Origin of the sequence: Bradyrhizobium sp. USDA 223 (genome assembly GCF_044909005.1) — a bacterium.
Taxonomy (GTDB): Bacteria; Pseudomonadota; Alphaproteobacteria; order Rhizobiales; family Xanthobacteraceae; genus Bradyrhizobium; species Bradyrhizobium yuanmingense.
In genome coordinates, this window is the sequence record NZ_JBIYDR010000001.1 from 7,262,501 (window position 1) to 7,279,296 (window position 16,796).

A 16,796-nucleotide genomic window follows, 5' to 3' on the forward strand; every position below is an offset into this window, starting at 1 on the left:
GCCCATTCCACTTCTCGAGGTTCATGATGTTGTGGCCCTGGCCGGTGCCTTCCCACCAACCGGGATAGTAGTAGTACTTCGCCACCTTGACGAAGCCGAGCTTCTCGTCGTCATACGGACCGACCCACTCGGCAGCGTCGATCGTCCCTTTCTCCAGCGCGGGATAGATGTCGCCGGCCGCGATCTGTTGCGGCACGCCCCCGACCTTTGCGACAATGGTGCCGGCGAAGCCGCCAACCCGGAATTTCAGGCCCTTGAGATCATCGACGGTCTTGATCTCCTTGCGGAACCAGCCGCCCATCTGAGCCCCGGTCGAGCCGGTCGGCACGCCGATCGCGTTGTGCTCTTTCAAGAGCTCATTGAGCATGTCCTGACCGCCGCCCCATATCAGCCAGGAAATGTGCTGACGCGTATTGAGGCCGAACGGCAGCGAGGTGCCGAAGGTGAATGCCGGGTTCTTGCCCCAATAATAGTAGAGCGCCGTGTTGCCCATTTCGACGGTGCCGTTGGACACGGCATCGAGCACTTGCAGGCCTCCGACGATTTCGCCGGCCGCGAAGGGTTGGATCTGGAATCTGTTGTCGGTGATCTCCGCGACCCGCTTGCAGAAATACTCGCAGCCGCCGTAGAGCGTATCCAGTGATTTCGGCCAGCTCGCCGCCAGCCGCCATTTCACCTCGGGCATTGATTGTGCGACAGCCGGCGCTGCAATTGCGCTTGCGGCAAGGCCCAGTCCGCCTGCCGTCAGAAATTTACGACGTTCCATGCGTTCCCTCCTGCGGTGTCGTGTCCTCGACGAGGGATCGCGGTCTTGACGCCGCTTCATCTTCGCCGGTGGCCGACGTTTCTTGGTGTCCGAAATTCAATGTTCCCGGATCGCAGGCAGCATGACGAAAGGGGAACAGCAAATCAAGCTCGCTTTGGTTGTGCGCCTGCCAAGCCGATCAATGCTGCGGCGCGAACGCGGCTTCCATGGCCCTGCGTGCCTTCACCGTTTCGTTGCCGGGGTCGAATTCGACATCGCTCCAGCGTACCAACGTGCCATGGGCGACGTCGTGCTTAAGCTTGAGGCGATGTGCGAGCCCGATCGGCAGGGCCCCGGCCCTGAGGCTCGCGGCCGCCGGTATCAGCTTGCCCCATACCGTGTAGCCGCCTTCGCCGTCGAGCACCTCCCCGGCACGCAAGTTACGTTTGGCCACGGCGGCGACGTCGCCGCGGAAGCCGTAAGGCTGCCCGGTGGGCTCGCCCCGTAGCGCGGCCGACAGCACCGAGATGTTCAGCTCGAGCCCGATCAGGTGATACGGCTTGTACATGGCGGCGAAGCGTCCGCTGGCATCGGTCTTCAGTCCATATTGCCGGAAGCAGTCGGCGGCATAGTCGTTCGGTGCTTCCAGCACGACATAGACGCCCCAGCGCAGATCGCGAAACACCGGCCTGCCGTCGCGCTCGAGCGAGGAGACGACTTCGACGACACCGGATCGCTCCAGCACGCCGCCGCGCGAGCGCGGCCGCATGACATGCGGCAGATCGTCGACGCCGCACGGCGGAAACGCCAGGCCCTCCGCGGGCACGTCGAGGCCGCAGGCATTGGCAATCGCGGCCATCTCGATCGCCGATTTGGTGCCGTCGAGGAAAGAGTTGAACATTTGCGGATTCATGCCGGCCGACTGCGCTTCGCCCGCGGTCAGGCCATAGTGCTGCCAGACACCGTCGGGCGTCACGTCGTGATAGGCCGGCAGGTACTTCGTGCCCTTGCCGGCGGCAACGACGTGAAAGCCTGTGGCGCGGGCCCAATCGACCATCTCCGCCGTCAGCGCCGGCTGGTCGCCATAGGCGAGCGAATAGACCACGCCGGCTTTGCGCGCTTCGTCGGCGAGCAGCGCGCCCGCCAGCACGTCGGCCTCGACATTTACCATCACGATATGCTTGCCCGCCGCGATCGCGGCGCGCGCGTGGGCAATGCCGACGGCGGGATTGCCGGTCGCCTCCACCACCACGTCCATGGCGCCGCCGGCGATGGCGCGCACGCCGTCATCGGTGAACACGGTCGCGGCGATGCGCTCGGCGCTCCAGCCGACGGTCCGGCAGGCCTCGCGGGCCCGGTCGCGGTCGATGTCGACGATGATGGGCACCTCCAGCCCCGGCGTGTGCGGCACCTGTGCGAGGAACATCGAGCCGAACTTGCCGGCGCCGATCAGCGCGACACGGACGGGCTTGCCGGCGGATGCGCGGGCTTGCAGGAGGCGGAAGAGGTTCATGGGGGGTCCGAGATCGCTATGGCTGTGAGGTGACACTGTCAAACTTCGTCATTCCGGGGCGCGCGAAGCGCGAGCCCGGAATCCATTTCTCCACAAGCACTGCGGCCCGATGGATTCCGGGCTCGACGCTCCGCGTCGCCCCGGAATGACAGGTTACTCCGCCGCCTGCCGCGGTGTCCGTGCCAGCCGCAGCAGCGCGTCGTCGTCGACCGTCTTAATCGGCGTGAAATCGCGATGCGCGATGTAATCCGGTCGTGTCGGTGTGCGGATATGGTTCGAGACCGCATTCAGCGTCAGGTACACGATCTTGCGCGGATAGGGCGTGATGTTGCCGCTGGAGCCGTGCACGAGATTGCCGTGGAACATCAGCATGCCGCCGGGCTTGCCGGTGGGCGCGACGATGCCGCCCTGCTTGACGAGGCGCGTCACCGTATCCTCGTCCAGCGTCCACAGCGGGTAGGAGGTGGTGGCGAGATCGTGCGAAGCCTCGAGATCGCCCGCATTCTGGCTGCGCGGCACCAGCATCAGGGGGCCGTTGATCGGCATCACCTCGTCGAGGAAGATCGCGATGTTCATCGCCCGCGGCTCCGGCATGCCGTCGTCGCGCTTCCAGGTGCCGTAATCCTGGTGCCATTGCCAGACGTCGCCGGTGAAGGCCGATTTGGCGTTGATCTTGAACTGGTGCATGTAGACGGGCTCGCCGAACACCTGCTCGACCGGCTCGATCATGCGCGGATGCGCGCCGAGGATCGCGAACGCCTCGTTGTAGACATGCGCGGCAAAGGCGGTGCGCGGCGCGCCGCTCTTCTCGCGCCAGACCTCGGGCCGGTTGGCATCGTAAATGGCGACCGCCTCTCGCGCGAGCAGGTCGACCTCCTCTTGGGCGAACAGCTCGGGCAGGAACAGCCAGCCCTCGCGGTGGAAGAACTCCAATTGCTCCTGGGACAGTTTCACGGGTCGTCCTCCTGTTTGCTTTGTTTTGTCATTCCGGGGCACGCGAAGCGTGAGCCCGGAATCCATTCCTCCGCAGTCTCTGCCGCCCGATGGGTTCCGGGCTCGACGCTCCCGGGCCGCGCTTCGCGCGGTCCCGTCGCGTCGCCCCGGAATGACGGCGTGCTACGCCGCCGCCTCTTCCGTCACCCGCAATCTCTCCTCGGTCATCCGTCCCGCCGTCTGTGCATGCGCGAGCGCGGCGCGTTCGGCCGCCGTCGCGTTGCCGCTGAGAATATGTCCGGCAATATCGGCATGCTCCGCCCAGGCGCTGGCGCGATAATCGAGCTCGGAGAGCACTGTCGCCATCGAGCGCCGCATGTGCGGCCATTGCGGCGCCATGGCCTCCTCGATCACGGGATTGCCGGCGAGCTGATAGATCGCGCGGTGAAAATCGACATCGAGGGTGATGAGCTCGGGTAGAATCGTGTTGCGGTCACTGCGGCGCCCGGCGGCGAGCGCTGCCTCCAGTCGCGCGCGTCCCGCTGCGTCGCTGGCCGCGCGCTGAGCGGCCAGCCCGGCCGCCAGCGCGTCGATGGCGCCGCGCACCTCGTAGAGCTGACGGATGCGCGCGGGATCGAGCTGTGTCACTTCAAAGCCGCGGCGGCCGCTCTCGGCGACCAGGCCTTGCCGATGCAACAGATGCAGCGCATGCGACACCGGCTGGCGCGACACGCCGAGCCGATCGGCGAGCTCGTTCTGCCGGATGCGCTGGCCGGGCCGAAGCGTGCGGTCAGAGATCGCCTCCAGGATCCGCGCATAGACCTGGTCGATCAGGTTCGGGAGCGGGTCGAGAGGGATCACGCCGGCAGCTCCAAGCTTATCGGAATACGGAATTCCGTATTCGAACTTACGCTCGGCCAAGTAGAGCGTCAAGCCGTATCTGGGGCGATCCCAATGGCTTCATGTCACCCGGGTAAGCTGTTGATTTTCCTAAGTCCGTCTACTGTGCATGGGGTTGTTTTCGCGACAACGGGTCCGGATCTGAGCCATCCAGCACCTGCACCTCCATCGCGGCGATGTCGTCCGCATCGGCGACGGCCTCGATCGCGCCGATCCGCTCGCCCACGAACGTCACGCGCAGCGCGACCCGCAACTGTCCGCCGAGGATGACGGCAGCACCCATCTCGCCATCGACCAGCGCCGTGCGCGCCGCCCGGGCGCGGCCCTTGTAGAGCTGCGCGACAGCCTCGGCGCCGCGGACCTCCGCCAGCGAGCCGAGCCGCACCGCCGCCAGATCGGCGCGGAAGACGACGTCGGGATCCAGCACCGCGAGCAGCCCTTCGAAGTTGCCCCCGCGCGAGGCTTCGAGAAATGCATCGACGATCCTTCGCTGTTGCGTCAGATCCGTCTCCGGCACCGGTGCGCCCTGCACGCGCCGCCGGGCGCGGCTCGCCAGCTGCCGCGAGGCATCGACCGAGCGGCCGACGATCGGCGCGATCTCCTCGAACGGGACGGCGAACATGTCGTGCAGCACGAAGGCGAGCCGCTCCGCGGGCTGCAGCGTTTCCAGCACCACCAGCAGCGCCGCACCCACCGAATCGGCCATCTCCGCTTCGCGCTCGCGGGTATCGTCGACCGGCTCGGGTACGTGCGGACCCATCGGATACTCGCGGCGCGATTTCCGGGCGCGCAGCATGTCGAGGCAAATACGGGCAACGACCGTGGTCAGCCAGCCGCGCAAATTCGCGATGTCGGACAGGTCGTAGCGGCTGACCCGCAGCCAGGCCTCCTGCACGGCATCGTCGACCTCGGCGCGGGAGCCCAGCATGCGGTAGGCGACCGCACGCAAATGGTCCCTGCTCGCTTCGAACTGCTCAGTCAGAAAATTTTCTTCGGTCATCGGTCACATTCCCTCGTCGCGATCCGTCAAGCCCATGACGAAGCCAATCCAGTCGATGTGACCGGAACCTTCGAAATTCGACAGATGGAGTTGCAACATGATGCACGCCCGCATGAAACACCCTGTCATGGTCCTGCCGGAGGCCATGAATGTCCTTCAGTCCCTCGGCAACCTGACAAAACAGGGTCTGCCGGAAAAGCTCTTGGAACTGGTGCACCTGCGCGCCAGCCAGATCAATGGCTGCAGCGTCTGCGTCGACATGCACCCGAAGGTCGCCCGCAGGCTGGGCGAGACCGACGAGCGCCTGTTCGCCGTATCCGCCTGGCGCGAGGCGCCCTACTTCACCGATGCCGAGCGCGCCGCGCTGGCCCTGACCGAAGCCGCCACGCGCCTTGCCGATCGCGAGGATCCGGTGCCCGATGCGATCTGGAATGAAGCCGCCAAGCACTTCGACGAGCGCGAGCTCGCCACCCTGATTCTTGCGATCGCGACGATCAACGTGTGGAACCGCTTGAACGCGACGATCAAGATGCCCGTCGGCGTGTGGAAGGTGTGAGCTACTTCGCCAGGAACCTACTCACCACCTCGCCGAACTCGAGCGGCGCCTGCTCGAACATCCAGTGGCCGGCGTTCGCGATCACCGCCGTCTCGGCGCCCGCGATGTGCGCGGCCAGCACGCGCCACATCACTGACAGGCTGCCGGTGGTGGCGCCGCCGCCGATCAGCAGCGTCGGCGTCCTGATCGCCTGCGCATCGCCGAGCGTGTAGGGCCGGCGCTGCTCGTTGATCTGGCCGAGGAAGGTGAGCGCGTTGTCGCGCAGTTGCTGCTTGGCCGCAGCCGGCACGCGCCGCCAGGAGCCGTCGCCTTCGATACCTTCGTAGAAATTCCGCACCGCGCCCTCGAGGTCGCCGGCGCGGATCATCTCGACCGACCGCGCGGTGCGCGCCGCCAGCGGCGGATGCGCGGGCGTGCCTGCCGGCACAGGCAGGGATACGTCGAGATCGCCGCCGGGCTCGGCGAGCACCAGCTTGCGCAACAGATCGGGCCGCGCCTGCGCCACGCGGAAGGCGATGTGGCCGCCGCGCGAATGGCCCATCAGGTCGACGGGGCCGGGCTTGACCTGCTCGATGAAGGCGATCGTATCGGCAACGTGCTGCGCCATCTTGTAGTCGTCGCCGACGGCGTCCCAATGCTCGGGAAAGAAGTGCCGCAGGCTGACCGCGATCACGCGATGGGATTTCGACAGCGGACCGAGCACCGAATACCAGGTGCGGAAGTCGCCGAGTGTGCCGTGCACGCAGACCAGCGGCGGACCCTCACCGACTTCGAGATAGGCCATATCGTAACCGTTGACGTGGAAGCTTTGCATGGTCAGCTCGCCAGAAAATCCAAAACCACTTCGGAGAATTTCTGCGGCGCCTGCTCGAACATCGGATGCGTCGCGTTCGGGATGATCGCCGTCTTGGAATAAGGCACATGGGCGGCCAGCGCATGCAGCACTTTCGGCAAGAGGCCCTTGGTCCGCGCGCCCAGGATGAACAGCGTCGGCATCTTGATCGCCTCCGCGTCCGCCCTAGAGAACGGCGGGCGGCTGTCGCGGACCTGGCCGATCAGGGTATAGGCATTGTCGCGCAGGTTCTGCTTCACCATCGCGGGCAATCGCGGCCAGGTGCCGGGGCCTTCCAGCGTGTCGACGAAGACGGCAAGGCCGCCGTCGACATCGCCGGCGGCGATCTTCTCGGCCGAGGCGGTGAAGCGCGCCAGCAGCGGCGAGGGGCCGCCGACGTAATCCGGATCAAGGCTGGCATCTAGCTCGCCCCCCGGTTCGGCCAGGATCAGCCGTCGCAACAGATCGGGCCGCTGCTGTGCCACGCGGAAGCAGATATGCCCGCCGCGGGAATGGCCCATCAAATCGACCGGCCCGAGGTCGAGCTTGTCGATGAAGGCGATGACGTCGCTGGCGTGCTGGGCGATCGAATAGGTGTCACCGACCCCATCCCATTTTTCCGGGAAGAAGTGCCGCAGGCTGACGGCGATCACCCGGTGCCGCTGCGTCAGCGGCCCGAGCACGCAGCCCCAGACGCGGAAGTCATTCAGCGATCCATGCACGCAGACGAGTGGCGGACGGCCCCTGTCTTCGCCCACGTCGAGATAGGGCATGTCGTAACCGTTGACGTGGAGGCTCTGCATTATGGACTCGCGGGAGAGGATTGGAACGCCTGTGCAAGATTCCCGGAAACCGGGTGGATCGCAACTATTTCCAAGCCTAGATTTGGCACGACATCAAAGTGGGGGCCTGCAACGAAAGCAATCCAGGAACCAAGTCATGACCGACCAGCATTTTGCCCTGTTCGACACAAAGATCGGCCTGTGTGCCATCGCCTGGGGCCCGCGCGGCATCAACGGCACGCAATTGCCGATGGGCGGCGAGCAGAAGATCCGCACCCGCATCAGCCAGCGCCATCCTGACGCCATTGAGGCCGAGCCGACCGCCGAGGTGCAACAGGCGGTCGACCGCATGACGAGACTGCTCGCCGGCGAGCCGGATGATCTCACCGATATTCCGCTCGACCTCGACGGCGTGCCCGAGTTCAACCGCGGCGTCTACGCGATCGCCCGCGCGATTCCACCCGGCAAGACCGTCACCTACGGCGACATCGCCAAGCAGCTCGGCGGCGTCCAGCTGTCCCGCGACGTCGGCCAGGCGCTCGGCCGCAACCCGTGCCCGATCGTCGTGCCCTGCCATCGCGTGCTGGCGGCGGGCAACAAGCCCGGGGGCTTCTCCGCGAACGGCGGCGTGGTCACGAAGCTGAAGATGCTCGAGATCGAAGGCGCGCTGGTGAACCACACCCCGAGCCTGTTCGATTGAAGATACCAAAGCTTGCTCGGCGTCATGGCCGGGCTTGACCCGGCCATCCACGTCTTCCTTTGCGGTACAAAGAACGTGGATGCCCGGGACAAGCCCGGGCATGACGGTGTTGAGAGCGGCCGCTCTCCCTAAATCTTCGCCGCTGTCTTCGGCCAATACCGATCGCGCAAATGCCGCTTCACCAGCTTGCCGGTCGGCGTGCGTGGCAGCTCGGCTTCGAAATCGATCGAGCGCGGGCATTTGATGGCGGAGAGGCGGCTCTTGCAATAATCGATCAGATCGGCCTCGAGTGCCTTGCCGGCGCGGCTCATGTCGTGCGGCTGCACCACCGCCTTGACCTCTTCGCCCATCTCCTCGTTCGGCACGCCGAACACCGCGACGTCGGCCACCTCAGGGTGCGTGATCAGTACGTCCTCCGTCTCCTGCGGATAGATGTTCACCCCGCCGGAAATGATCATGTAGGACTTGCGGTCGGTGAGATAGAGGAAGCCGTCCTTGTCGAGATAGCCGACATCGCCGAGGGTCGACCAACCCTTGGCGTTGTAGGCCTTCTTCGTCTTCTCGGGATCGTTGTGATAGGTGAATGCGGGCGCGTCGGCGAAATAGACGGTACCGATTTCGCCGACCGGCAGCTCCTCGTCATTCTCGCCGAGAATCTTGATCTTGCCGACCACTGCGCGGCCGACGCTGCCGCGGTGCTCCAGCCATTGCTGCGAGTTGCAGACGGTGACGCCATTGCCTTCAGACCCGGCGTAATACTCGATCAGGATCGGCCCCCACCATTCGATCATCTTGGCCTTGACGTCGATGGGGCAGGGCGCGGCGGCGTGGATCGCGCCCTTCAGGGTGGAGACGTCGTACCTCGTGCGCACCTCGTCCGGCAGCTTCAGCATGCGCACGAACATGGTCGGCACCAGCTGTGATTGCGTCACCTTGTACTTTTCGACCAGCTTCAAGAACTCTTCGGCGTCAAAGTGCTCCATGATGATGGAGGTGCCGCCGAGCACGATCGCCATCATGTTGAAGCGCAGGGGCGCTGCGTGATAGAGCGGCGCCGGCGACAGATAGGTGCTCTCCGCATTCATGCCGCACATGTCGGCGCAGAGCACGCGCAGGAAGGCGTTCGGCACGTCGATCCTGTTGCCTTCGAAAGCCTTCTTGATTCCCTTCGGGCGGCCGGTGGTGCCCGACGAATACAGCATGTCGTAGCCTGCGACCTCATCGGCGATCGGCGTGGTCGGCTGCGCGGCGGCTTCCTTGTCGTAGGAGCGGAAGCCGGGCAGCGGGTCGTCCATCATGTAGAAGATCGGCTCGCCGGGCGTGCCCTTGATCAGGCCTTTGATCTGGTCGGCGCATTTCGGCGTCGTGATCACGACCTTGGCGCCGCAATCGGCGATGATGTAATCGATCTCGTCCTGCTTCAGGTAGCGGCTGATCGCGGTGTAATAGAGCCCGCTGCGCTGTGCCGCCCAGCACAGCTCCATGAAGGCGAGCCGGTTCTCCATCAACAGCGCAATGTGGTCACCGGCCTTGAGGCCAAGCGAGCGAAACAGCTGCGCGCCCTGGTTCGAGAGCTCGTCGAGCTCGCGATAGGTGATCGCCTTGCCGGTCCCGGCCATCTGGTAGGCGATCTTGTCGGGCGTCGTCTTGGCGTGGATACAGGGGTGGGTCATGGCGTTTCCTCAAAACGCGAATGGCGAGTAGCGAGTGGCGAATAGGGAAGAAGGGCAAACCGCTCTTCGCCTAGTCACCATTCGCTACTCGCCACTCGCTACTCGCTTTTGCTTTTCTTACAGCCGCTCCACGATCGTCACGTTGGCCATGCCACCACCCTCGCACATGGTCTGCAGGCCATAGCGCTTGCCGCGCTGGTGCAGGGCGTGGACCAGCGTCGTCATCAGCTTGGTGCCGGAGCCGCCGAGCGGATGGCCGAGCGCGATGGCGCCGCCGTTGACGTTGAGACGCTCCGGATCGGCACCCGTGGTCTTCAGCCAGGCGGTCGGCACCGAGGCGAAGGCTTCGTTGACCTCGAACAGGTCGATGTCGCCGATCTTCATGCCGGCCTTCTCCAGCGCACGCTTGGTGGCGTGCAGGGGAGCATCGAGCATGATCACGGGATCGCCGCCGGTCATGGTCATGTGATGGATGCGGGCGAGCGGCTTGACGCCAAGCTGCTTCAGGCCCTTCTCGTTCACCACCATGACGCCGGAGGCGCCGTCGCAGATCTGGCTGGCGCTGGCTGCGGTGAGCTTGCCGTTCTCGGCGATCAACTTGACGCCCTTGATGCCGTCGAGCGTGACATCGAAGCGGATACCTTCGTCGATGTGGTGGGTGTCCTTGCTGCCGTCGGCGCGGGTGATCTCGAGCGGCACGATCTCCTTCTTGAAGTGACCTGCTTGCGTCGCCGCGATCGCGCGCTGATGGCTGTCGTAGGAGTACTGGTCGAGCTCATCCTTGGAGAGGCCGTACTTCTCGGCCATCATCTCCGCGCCGGTGAACTGGCTGAACACGATGTTCGGATACTTCTTCTCGATGCCCGGGCTCTTGTAATTGCCAAAGCCGTTCTTGGCCGGAAGCTGCGACGACAGGCCCATGGGCACCCGCGTCATCGACTCCACGCCGGCCGCGATCACGACGTCCATCGCACCCGACATCACCGCCTGCGCGGCGAAGTGCAGCGCCTGCTGCGAGGAGCCGCACTGGCGGTCGATCGAGGTGCCCGGCACGCTTTCCGGAAGCTTCGAGGCCATGATCGCGTTGCGCGCGACGTTGTTGGACTGTTCGCCGACCTGCATGACGCAGCCCATGATCACGTCCTCCACCTGGGCCGGATCGACCTTGGTGCGGTCGACCAGCTCGTCCAGCACCTTCGCGGCGAGATCGGCCGGATGCCAGCCGGCGAGGCGGCCCCCCTTGCGCCCGCCGGCGGTACGCGCTGCGGCGACGATGTAAGCCTCGGCCATTCGGTCTCTCCCTGGATTCTGATTGGGTTAGTTGTCGGGGACGGATTTAAGGGGCCGAAGATCGTTTAGTCAATCGATCAATTAACTCTTGTGATGAGGCGCTGCTTGCGCTTATCTGCGCCCGCTCCAGCGGCCAAACAGGGATCTCCGTGGCGACCAGCGTACCGAACAGGCTCCCCAGCGGGAAAAATTCCACGGCAGAGAAATTGCTGGTGGCCGCGAGCGAGCTGATGATCGAGCGCTCGTCGATTGAGATCTCGCTCTCCGACATTGCGCAGAAGTCGGGCGCCAACGCGGCCCTGGTCAAATATCACTTCGGCAACAAGGACGGCCTGCTGCTGGCGCTGCTCGCGCGGGATGCCGCGACCGAGATGACCAACCTCGAATATCTGCTGGCGCAGCCGATCACGTCGACGGCGAAGCTGAAGCTGCATGTCGCCGGCATCATCCGCGCCTATCATCGGTTCCCCTACATGAACCGGCTGATCCACTATCTCTTGCACGAGACCAGCGCGAGCTCCGCCGACGAAGTCTCGAAATTCTTCGTTGCGCCGCTGTTGGACTTCCACCGCCGCCTGCTGGCGGAAGGCGTCAGCCGCGGCGAATTCCGCCCGACCGATCCGGTGCTGTTCTACACCAGCCTGATCGGCGCCTGCGATCACCTGTTCTTCGGCCGGCACGCGATGTCCCGCGCGACCGGCGTCGGCCCGGTCACCGATGATGTTTGCCGGCAATACATCAAGCACATGGAAACGCTGATCTGCGGCGGCATACTGAACGAGCGAATGGCGAATGGCGAATAGCGAATTGGGCCGCAGGCTCCATTCGCCACTCGCTATTCGCCATTCGCCACAACAAGGAGAGGTTCTAAAATGCAGTTGAAAGACGTAGCCGTTCTCATCACCGGCGGCGGCTCGGGCCTTGGTGCCGCGACCGCCCGCGCCATGGCCGCCAAGGGCGCCAAGATCGGCGTGATCGATCAGAGCAAGGAAAACGCCGAGAAGGTGGCCGCCGAAGTGAAGGGCGTCGCGCTGCACGCCGACGTCACCAGCGAGGAGCAGATCAAGGCTGCGATTGCCAAAGCGGAAGCCGCACACGGCGTCGCCCGCGTGCTGATGAACTGCGCCGGCATCGGCGGCTCGCAGCGCATCGTCGGCCGCGACGGTGTCTATCCGCTCGAAAAGTTCGCGCGCATCATCAACGTCAACCTGATCGGCACGTTCAACTGTCTGCGTCTGTTCGCTGAGCGCCTCGTCACTGCGGAGCCGATCGGCGAAGAGCGCGGCGTCATCATCAACACTGCCTCGGTTGCCGCCTACGAAGGCCAGATCGGCCAGATCGCCTATTCGGCCTCGAAGGGTGGCGTCGTCGGCCTCACGCTGCCGGCCGCGCGCGATCTCGCCAGCCAGAAGATCCGCGTCAACACCATTGCGCCCGGCCTGTTCTTCACGCCGCTGCTGATGGGCTTGAACGAAGAGGCCCGCAAGAGCCTGGGCGCCCAGGTGCCGCATCCCTCGCGTCTCGGCGATGCCAACGAATACGGCATGCTCGCGGTGCACATCGTCGAGAACCCGATGCTGAACGGCGAGACCATCCGCCTCGACGGCGCGATCAGGATGGCGCCAAGGTAGGCGGCTCTCTCTTACCCTCCCCTGGAGGGGGAGGGTCGGCGCGAAGCGCCGGGGTGGGGTGATCTCTCCACTCGGGCACTGTTCGGTGGGGAGAGACTGTCACCCCACCCCGCTCGCGCTGCGCGCGATCGACCCTCCCCCTCCAGGGGAGGGTGGGAGACGGTCTCTGTGTGGCACGAAGGTACGAGCCTCATGTCCCAACCGCTGCTGATCGAGCATGACGACGGCGTCGACCGGGTGACGCTCAATCGGCCCGAGCACCTCAACGCGCTCGATCCCGCGCTGATCGATGCGCTCAACGATTATTTCCAGGGCCTGCAACGCAATCGCGACACGCGCGTCGTCGTGCTCAAGGGCGCCGGCAGGAATTTTTGTGCCGGCCTCGATCTCAAAGCCGCGATGGAGCGCCGGGCCGGGCAGCAGGAGCCGCCGGGCGTCACGGAGTCGCTGGATTCGCAGCGGCGCATCGCCGACATCGTGATACTGATGCGGCGCTGTCCGCAGCCGATCCTGGCGCTGGTGCAGGGCGCGGCCGCCGGCGGCGGCTTTGCGCTGGCGCTGGCCTCAGACATGCGCATCGCGACGAGATCGGCGCGGATGAATTGTGCCTTCATCAAGCTCGGTCTCGGCGGCTGCGACATCGGCACCAGCTATTTTCTGCCGCGCCTCGTCGGCGTCTCCGTTGCATCCGAGCTGATCCTCACCGGGCGCTTCATCGGAGCGGAGCGCGCGCTCGCGGTCGGCCTCGTCTCGGAGCTCGTGGACGAGGACAAGCTCGATGACGCGGCAGGGCCTTACGTCGAGGCGATGATGACGGCCTCGCCCGTGGGCCTACGGCTATCCAAGGAATGCCTCAACATGAGCGTCGATGCCGGCTCGCTCGAAGCCGCGATTGCGATGGAGGATCGCAACCAGGTCCTGTGCAGCCGCTCGGAGGAGTTTTCGGAAGGCATCAGGGCCTTCCTTGAGAAGCGAAAGCCTGTCTATATCAGGCGCTGAACGAGAACGATCCGCAAAGGACAGTAATTCCGGGAGACGCAAAATGAGTGGAAGCGCGGCAGCGGTGATGACGAAGCCCGCCTTTCGCAAGGTCCAGTGGCTCGCGCGCGACATCGACGTCGAGCGCCGCGCCGACGGCACGGTGGTGCTGAAGTCGCGCATTCCGCTGCAGCCTTATGAGAAGCACATTCCGGCGTCGCTGGCGAAATGGGCGAAGGAAGCGCCCGAGCGCATCTGGCTGGCGCAGCGCGGCGGTCCGAACCGCGAATGGCGCAAGGTGTCCTATGGCGAAGCCAAGCGCATCGTGGACGCGCTGACGCAAGGCTTGCTCAATCTCGAGCTCGGCGGCCGGCCCGTCACGATCCTCTCGGGCAATTCGATCGAGCATGCGCTGATGACGCAGGCTGCGATGCAGGCGCGCGTCCCCGCAGCGCCGGTATCGCCGGCCTACTCCTTGATGAGCCACGACCACGTCAAGCTGAAGTATCTGTTCGACCTGATCAAGCCGGCCGTACTGATGGTGCAGGACGGACCGACCTTCGAGAAGGCGCTGAAGGCGCTCGACCTCAGCGGCGTCACCGTGGTCCACGTCGCGCGGCCCTGCGAGGGCATCAAGAGCGTCAGCTTTGCCGAGCTCGCAGCAACGCCCGTCACGGCCGATGTCGAGGCCTCGATCGCGAAGATCACGCCGCAGACCATCGGCAAGCTGCTGTTCACGTCGGGCTCGACCGGCATGCCCAAGGCCGTCATCAACACGCAGGAGATGATGTGCGCCAATGCGGCGATGATGATGCAGGTGCGGCCGCGCGATCCGAACGGGCCTGTTGCGACCATGCTGGACTGGATGCCCTGGAACCACACCATGGGCGGCAATGCCGCGTTCCATCCAATATTGGTCGACGGTGGCACGCTCTATATCGACGACGGGCGCCCGATGCCGGGCCAGTTCGAGGAGACGCTGCGCAATTTGCGCGAGATCTCGCCGACCTATTACGCCAACGTGCCCGCCGGCTATGCCGCGCTCGCCGCCGCCATGGAGAAGGACGACGCGCTTTGCCGCTCATTCTTCAAGAACCTCTCGATCATGGCCTATGGCGGCGCGCGCCTGCCTGACGATCTCTACGAGCGCATGCAAGCGCTGGCGGTAAAGACCACCGGAGAGCGGATCGTGTTCTATACCGGCTGGGGCTCGACCGAGACCGCGCCGACCTCGACCGGCACCTATTGGGACACCGAGCGCGTCGGCCTGATCGGCCTGCCGTTCCCAGGCGTCGAGTTGAAGATGGTGCCTTGCGGCTCGAAGTACGAATTGCGCCTGCGCGGCGTCAACGTCACGCCCGGCTATTTCGGCCAGCCGGAGCTGACCAGGAAAATGTTCGACGAGGAAGGATTCTACTGCATTGGCGATGCCGGCATCTTCGTCGACGATGCCGATCCGGTGCAAGGCATCATCTTTGCCGGCCGCGTGGTGGAAGACTTCAAGCTCACCACCGGCACGTTCGTGCATGTCGGCTCTCTGCGGACCGATGCGATCGCAGCAGCGACGCCTGTGGTGCACGACGCGCTGGTCGCGGGGCAGGACCGTCCCTTCATCGGCCTCTTGGCCTGGCCGAACCTGCACGCCTGCCGCCAGCTGGCCGGCAATCCCGATCTGAGCTTTACCGATGCGGTGAAGCATCCCGAGGTGATCGCCTGCTTCAGGCGCGGCCTGGAAGCCCACAACCGTGAGTGCGAAGGCGCCAGCAGCCGGGTCATCGCGCGCGCGATGCTGATGGTCGAGCCGCCTTCGATCGACGGCAACGAGCTCACCGACAAGGGCTACATCAACCAGCGCGCCGGCCTGGAACGCCGCGCGGCGCTGGTGGAGCGGCTCTATGCGGACAAGCCGGATGAAGATGTGATCGTGCTGAAATGAGAGCGCAACTCTCTCCCCTCGTCATTCCGGGATGGCCCGAAGGGCCAGGCCCGGAATCCATAACCCCGGCTCGTGGTTATGGATTCCGGGCTCGCGCCAAGGGGCGCGCCCCGGAATGACGGTGCCAATAAATGACAACGAATAAACAAAGGTAGCCCCGCCATGAACTTCGATTTCTCCGACGACCAAAAACAGCTCCGCGACCAAGCGCGCAAGTTCCTCGCCGAGAAATGCTCGCCCAAGGCGGTGCGTGTCGTGCTCGACGGCAAGACGCCTTACGACAAGGAGCTGTGGAAAGGCCTCGCCGAGATGGGCTTCCTCGGCGTCGCGATTCCCGAGGAGTTCGGCGGTGCCGGCGCGGGCCATCTCGAGCTGTGCGTGATCGCGGAAGAAATGGGCCGCGCCAACGCGCCGGTGCCGTTTTCCTCGACCGTGTACCTCGCCGCCGAAGCGTTGCTGATCGCCGGCAGCGACGCGCAAAAGAAGAAATGGCTGCCGGCGATTGCGTCCGGAGAGGCCATCGGCACGCTGGCGCTGTTCGAGGGCAAGGGCAACCCAGCGCCGAAGAACGTCAAGCTGACGGCTGCGAACGGGGTGCTCAACGGCGTCAAGAAGCCGGTCGCCGACGGTGCCATCGCCGATTTTGCGGTGGTTGCCGCGCGCACGGGATCGAGCGGGCGCGACAATGACATCTCGCTGTTCCTGGTCGATCTCAAAGCCGGCGGCGTCGAGGTCAAGAACCTCACTAATCTCGATCCGACCCGCGGGCAGGCCGAGATCACCTTTAAGGACGCCAAAGCCGAGCCTCTCGGCGCCGCGGGCGACGGCTGGAGCATCCTCACCCAGGTGCTCGACCGCGCCGCGGTGCTGTGCGCGTTCGAGCAGGTCGGCGGCGCCGACCGCGCGCTGGAGATGGGCCGCGACTACGCGCTGGACCGCATCGCCTTCGGCCGGCAGATCGGCTCGTTCCAGGCCGTCAAGCACATGCTGGCCGACATGTACGTCTCGGCGACGCTGGCGCGATCCAACAGCTATTACGGCGCCTGGGCACTCTCGACCAATGCGGCCGAGCTGCCGGAAGCCGCCGCCGCCGCGCGCATCAGCGCGACGCAGGCGTTCCAGCACTGCGCCAAGAACAACATCCAGGTCCACGGCGGCATGGGCTTCACCTGGGAATTTGACTGCCACATGTACTACCGCCGCGCCAATGCGATGGCGCTTGGCCTGGGCAGCCTGTCCTATTGGGAGGATCAGCTGATCGACCGCATGCGGAAGAAGAACGCGGCGTAACCCTCGCTCGTGTCCCGGACGCGGCGCGGAGCGCCGC

At 65.1% G+C, this 16,796-nt stretch carries 16 protein-coding genes (1 of these 16 cut by a window edge); 7 read left to right on the forward strand and 9 right to left on the reverse strand.

What is annotated here, in order from left to right; translation table 11 throughout:
• The 5 genes from ABIA40_RS33815 to ABIA40_RS33835 all read right to left on the reverse strand — a co-directional run.
• Window positions 1-766, reverse strand: partial view of a TRAP transporter substrate-binding protein gene (locus ABIA40_RS33815; RefSeq protein ID WP_157287597.1) — the 5' portion only. Its footprint begins 323 nt before the window's first position; 766 of the gene's 1,089 nt are visible here — the first part of the coding sequence; it begins with the start codon at window positions 764-766; its stop codon lies off the left edge, out of view.
• Window positions 767-944: 178 nt separating this feature from the next.
• Complete coding sequence (locus ABIA40_RS33820; RefSeq protein WP_404545564.1) at window positions 945-2,258, reverse strand: NAD(P)H-dependent oxidoreductase; 1,314 nt, start codon at window positions 2,256-2,258, stop codon at window positions 945-947.
• Between the two features lie 153 nt (window positions 2,259-2,411).
• Window positions 2,412-3,212 carry a phytanoyl-CoA dioxygenase family protein gene (locus ABIA40_RS33825; RefSeq protein ID WP_404545566.1) on the reverse strand — a complete coding sequence of 267 codons (801 nt, stop codon included), beginning with the start codon at window positions 3,210-3,212 and terminating at the stop codon, window positions 2,412-2,414.
• Between the two features lie 162 nt (window positions 3,213-3,374).
• Complete coding sequence (locus ABIA40_RS33830) at window positions 3,375-4,052, reverse strand: GntR family transcriptional regulator (RefSeq protein ID WP_404545568.1); 678 nt, start codon at window positions 4,050-4,052, stop codon at window positions 3,375-3,377.
• Window positions 4,053-4,191: 139 nt separating this feature from the next.
• Window positions 4,192-5,091, reverse strand: coding sequence for a sigma-70 family RNA polymerase sigma factor (locus ABIA40_RS33835; RefSeq protein WP_404545570.1), 900 nt, complete (start codon window positions 5,089-5,091; stop codon window positions 4,192-4,194).
• Window positions 5,092-5,191: 100 nt separating this feature from the next.
• Here ABIA40_RS33835 and ABIA40_RS33840 point away from each other — a divergent pair, with 100 nt between their 5' ends.
• Window positions 5,192-5,647, forward strand: a complete 456-nt coding sequence (locus ABIA40_RS33840; RefSeq protein ID WP_271546516.1) for a carboxymuconolactone decarboxylase family protein — start codon at window positions 5,192-5,194, stop codon at window positions 5,645-5,647.
• 1 nt (window position 5,648) lies between these two features.
• Here ABIA40_RS33840 and ABIA40_RS33845 read toward each other — a convergent pair whose 3' ends face one another.
• Window positions 5,649-6,461, reverse strand: a complete 813-nt coding sequence (locus ABIA40_RS33845) for an alpha/beta fold hydrolase (protein ID WP_404545572.1) — start codon at window positions 6,459-6,461, stop codon at window positions 5,649-5,651.
• A 2-nt stretch (window positions 6,462-6,463) separates the two neighbouring features.
• A complete protein-coding gene (locus ABIA40_RS33850) occupies window positions 6,464-7,282 on the reverse strand; it encodes an alpha/beta fold hydrolase (RefSeq protein WP_275497676.1) in 819 nt (272 codons plus the stop codon).
• A gap of 136 nt (window positions 7,283-7,418) precedes the next feature.
• Here ABIA40_RS33850 and ABIA40_RS33855 point away from each other — a divergent pair, with 136 nt between their 5' ends.
• Complete coding sequence (locus tag ABIA40_RS33855; protein WP_404545575.1) at window positions 7,419-7,961, forward strand: methylated-DNA--[protein]-cysteine S-methyltransferase; 543 nt, start codon at window positions 7,419-7,421, stop codon at window positions 7,959-7,961.
• Between the two features lie 128 nt (window positions 7,962-8,089).
• On the opposite strand, the gene ABIA40_RS33860 is transcribed toward ABIA40_RS33855, so the two are convergent.
• Window positions 8,090-9,634, reverse strand: coding sequence for an acyl-CoA synthetase (locus ABIA40_RS33860; RefSeq protein ID WP_404545577.1), 1,545 nt, complete (start codon window positions 9,632-9,634; stop codon window positions 8,090-8,092).
• Window positions 9,635-9,751: 117 nt separating this feature from the next.
• Window positions 9,752-10,924 carry an acetyl-CoA C-acetyltransferase gene (locus ABIA40_RS33865; RefSeq protein WP_109142268.1) on the reverse strand — a complete coding sequence of 391 codons (1,173 nt, stop codon included), beginning with the start codon at window positions 10,922-10,924 and terminating at the stop codon, window positions 9,752-9,754.
• Between the two features lie 149 nt (window positions 10,925-11,073).
• On the opposite strand from ABIA40_RS33865, the gene ABIA40_RS33870 reads away from it, so the two are divergent.
• The 5 genes from ABIA40_RS33870 (at window position 11,074) to ABIA40_RS33890 (ending at window position 16,759) form a co-directional block, all read left to right on the forward strand.
• Window positions 11,074-11,727 (forward strand): TetR family transcriptional regulator, encoded by a 654-nt coding sequence (locus ABIA40_RS33870; RefSeq protein ID WP_404545579.1) that lies wholly within the window; start codon window positions 11,074-11,076, stop codon window positions 11,725-11,727.
• A gap of 69 nt (window positions 11,728-11,796) precedes the next feature.
• Window positions 11,797-12,555 (forward strand): SDR family NAD(P)-dependent oxidoreductase, encoded by a 759-nt coding sequence (locus ABIA40_RS33875; RefSeq protein ID WP_024337318.1) that lies wholly within the window; start codon window positions 11,797-11,799, stop codon window positions 12,553-12,555.
• Window positions 12,556-12,747: 192 nt separating this feature from the next.
• On the forward strand, window positions 12,748-13,554 hold the full coding sequence (locus ABIA40_RS33880) for an enoyl-CoA hydratase/isomerase family protein (RefSeq protein ID WP_271546048.1): 807 nt from the start codon (window positions 12,748-12,750) through the stop codon (window positions 13,552-13,554).
• Window positions 13,555-13,597: 43 nt separating this feature from the next.
• Window positions 13,598-15,469 (forward strand): AMP-binding protein, encoded by a 1,872-nt coding sequence (locus ABIA40_RS33885; protein WP_271546046.1) that lies wholly within the window; start codon window positions 13,598-13,600, stop codon window positions 15,467-15,469.
• 162 nt (window positions 15,470-15,631) lie between these two features.
• On the forward strand, window positions 15,632-16,759 hold the full coding sequence (locus ABIA40_RS33890) for an acyl-CoA dehydrogenase family protein (protein ID WP_271546044.1): 1,128 nt from the start codon (window positions 15,632-15,634) through the stop codon (window positions 16,757-16,759).
• Window positions 16,760-16,796 lie beyond the last annotated feature (37 nt).

Bases quoted from the DNA above. Each gene is read 5' to 3' on its own strand.
- ABIA40_RS33820 (WP_404545564.1), bottom strand. From the start codon at position 2,258: ATGAACCTCTTCCGCCTCCTGCAAGCCCGCGCATCCGCCGGCAAGCCC.
- ABIA40_RS33835 (WP_404545570.1), bottom strand. From the start codon at position 5,091: ATGACCGAAGAAAATTTTCTGACTGAGCAGTTCGAAGCGAGCAGGGAC.
- ABIA40_RS33840 (WP_271546516.1), top strand. From the start codon at position 5,192: ATGCACGCCCGCATGAAACACCCTGTCATGGTCCTGCCGGAGGCCATG.
- ABIA40_RS33845 (WP_404545572.1), bottom strand. From the start codon at position 6,461: ATGCAAAGCTTCCACGTCAACGGTTACGATATGGCCTATCTCGAAGTC.
- ABIA40_RS33850 (WP_275497676.1), bottom strand. From the start codon at position 7,282: ATGCAGAGCCTCCACGTCAACGGTTACGACATGCCCTATCTCGACGTG.
- ABIA40_RS33855 (WP_404545575.1), top strand. From the start codon at position 7,419: ATGACCGACCAGCATTTTGCCCTGTTCGACACAAAGATCGGCCTGTGT.
- ABIA40_RS33860 (WP_404545577.1), bottom strand. From the start codon at position 9,634: ATGACCCACCCCTGTATCCACGCCAAGACGACGCCCGACAAGATCGCC.
- ABIA40_RS33865 (WP_109142268.1), bottom strand. From the start codon at position 10,924: ATGGCCGAGGCTTACATCGTCGCCGCAGCGCGTACCGCCGGCGGGCGC.
- ABIA40_RS33875 (WP_024337318.1), top strand. From the start codon at position 11,797: ATGCAGTTGAAAGACGTAGCCGTTCTCATCACCGGCGGCGGCTCGGGC.
- ABIA40_RS33880 (WP_271546048.1), top strand. From the start codon at position 12,748: ATGTCCCAACCGCTGCTGATCGAGCATGACGACGGCGTCGACCGGGTG.
- ABIA40_RS33885 (WP_271546046.1), top strand. From the start codon at position 13,598: ATGAGTGGAAGCGCGGCAGCGGTGATGACGAAGCCCGCCTTTCGCAAG.
- ABIA40_RS33890 (WP_271546044.1), top strand. From the start codon at position 15,632: ATGAACTTCGATTTCTCCGACGACCAAAAACAGCTCCGCGACCAAGCG.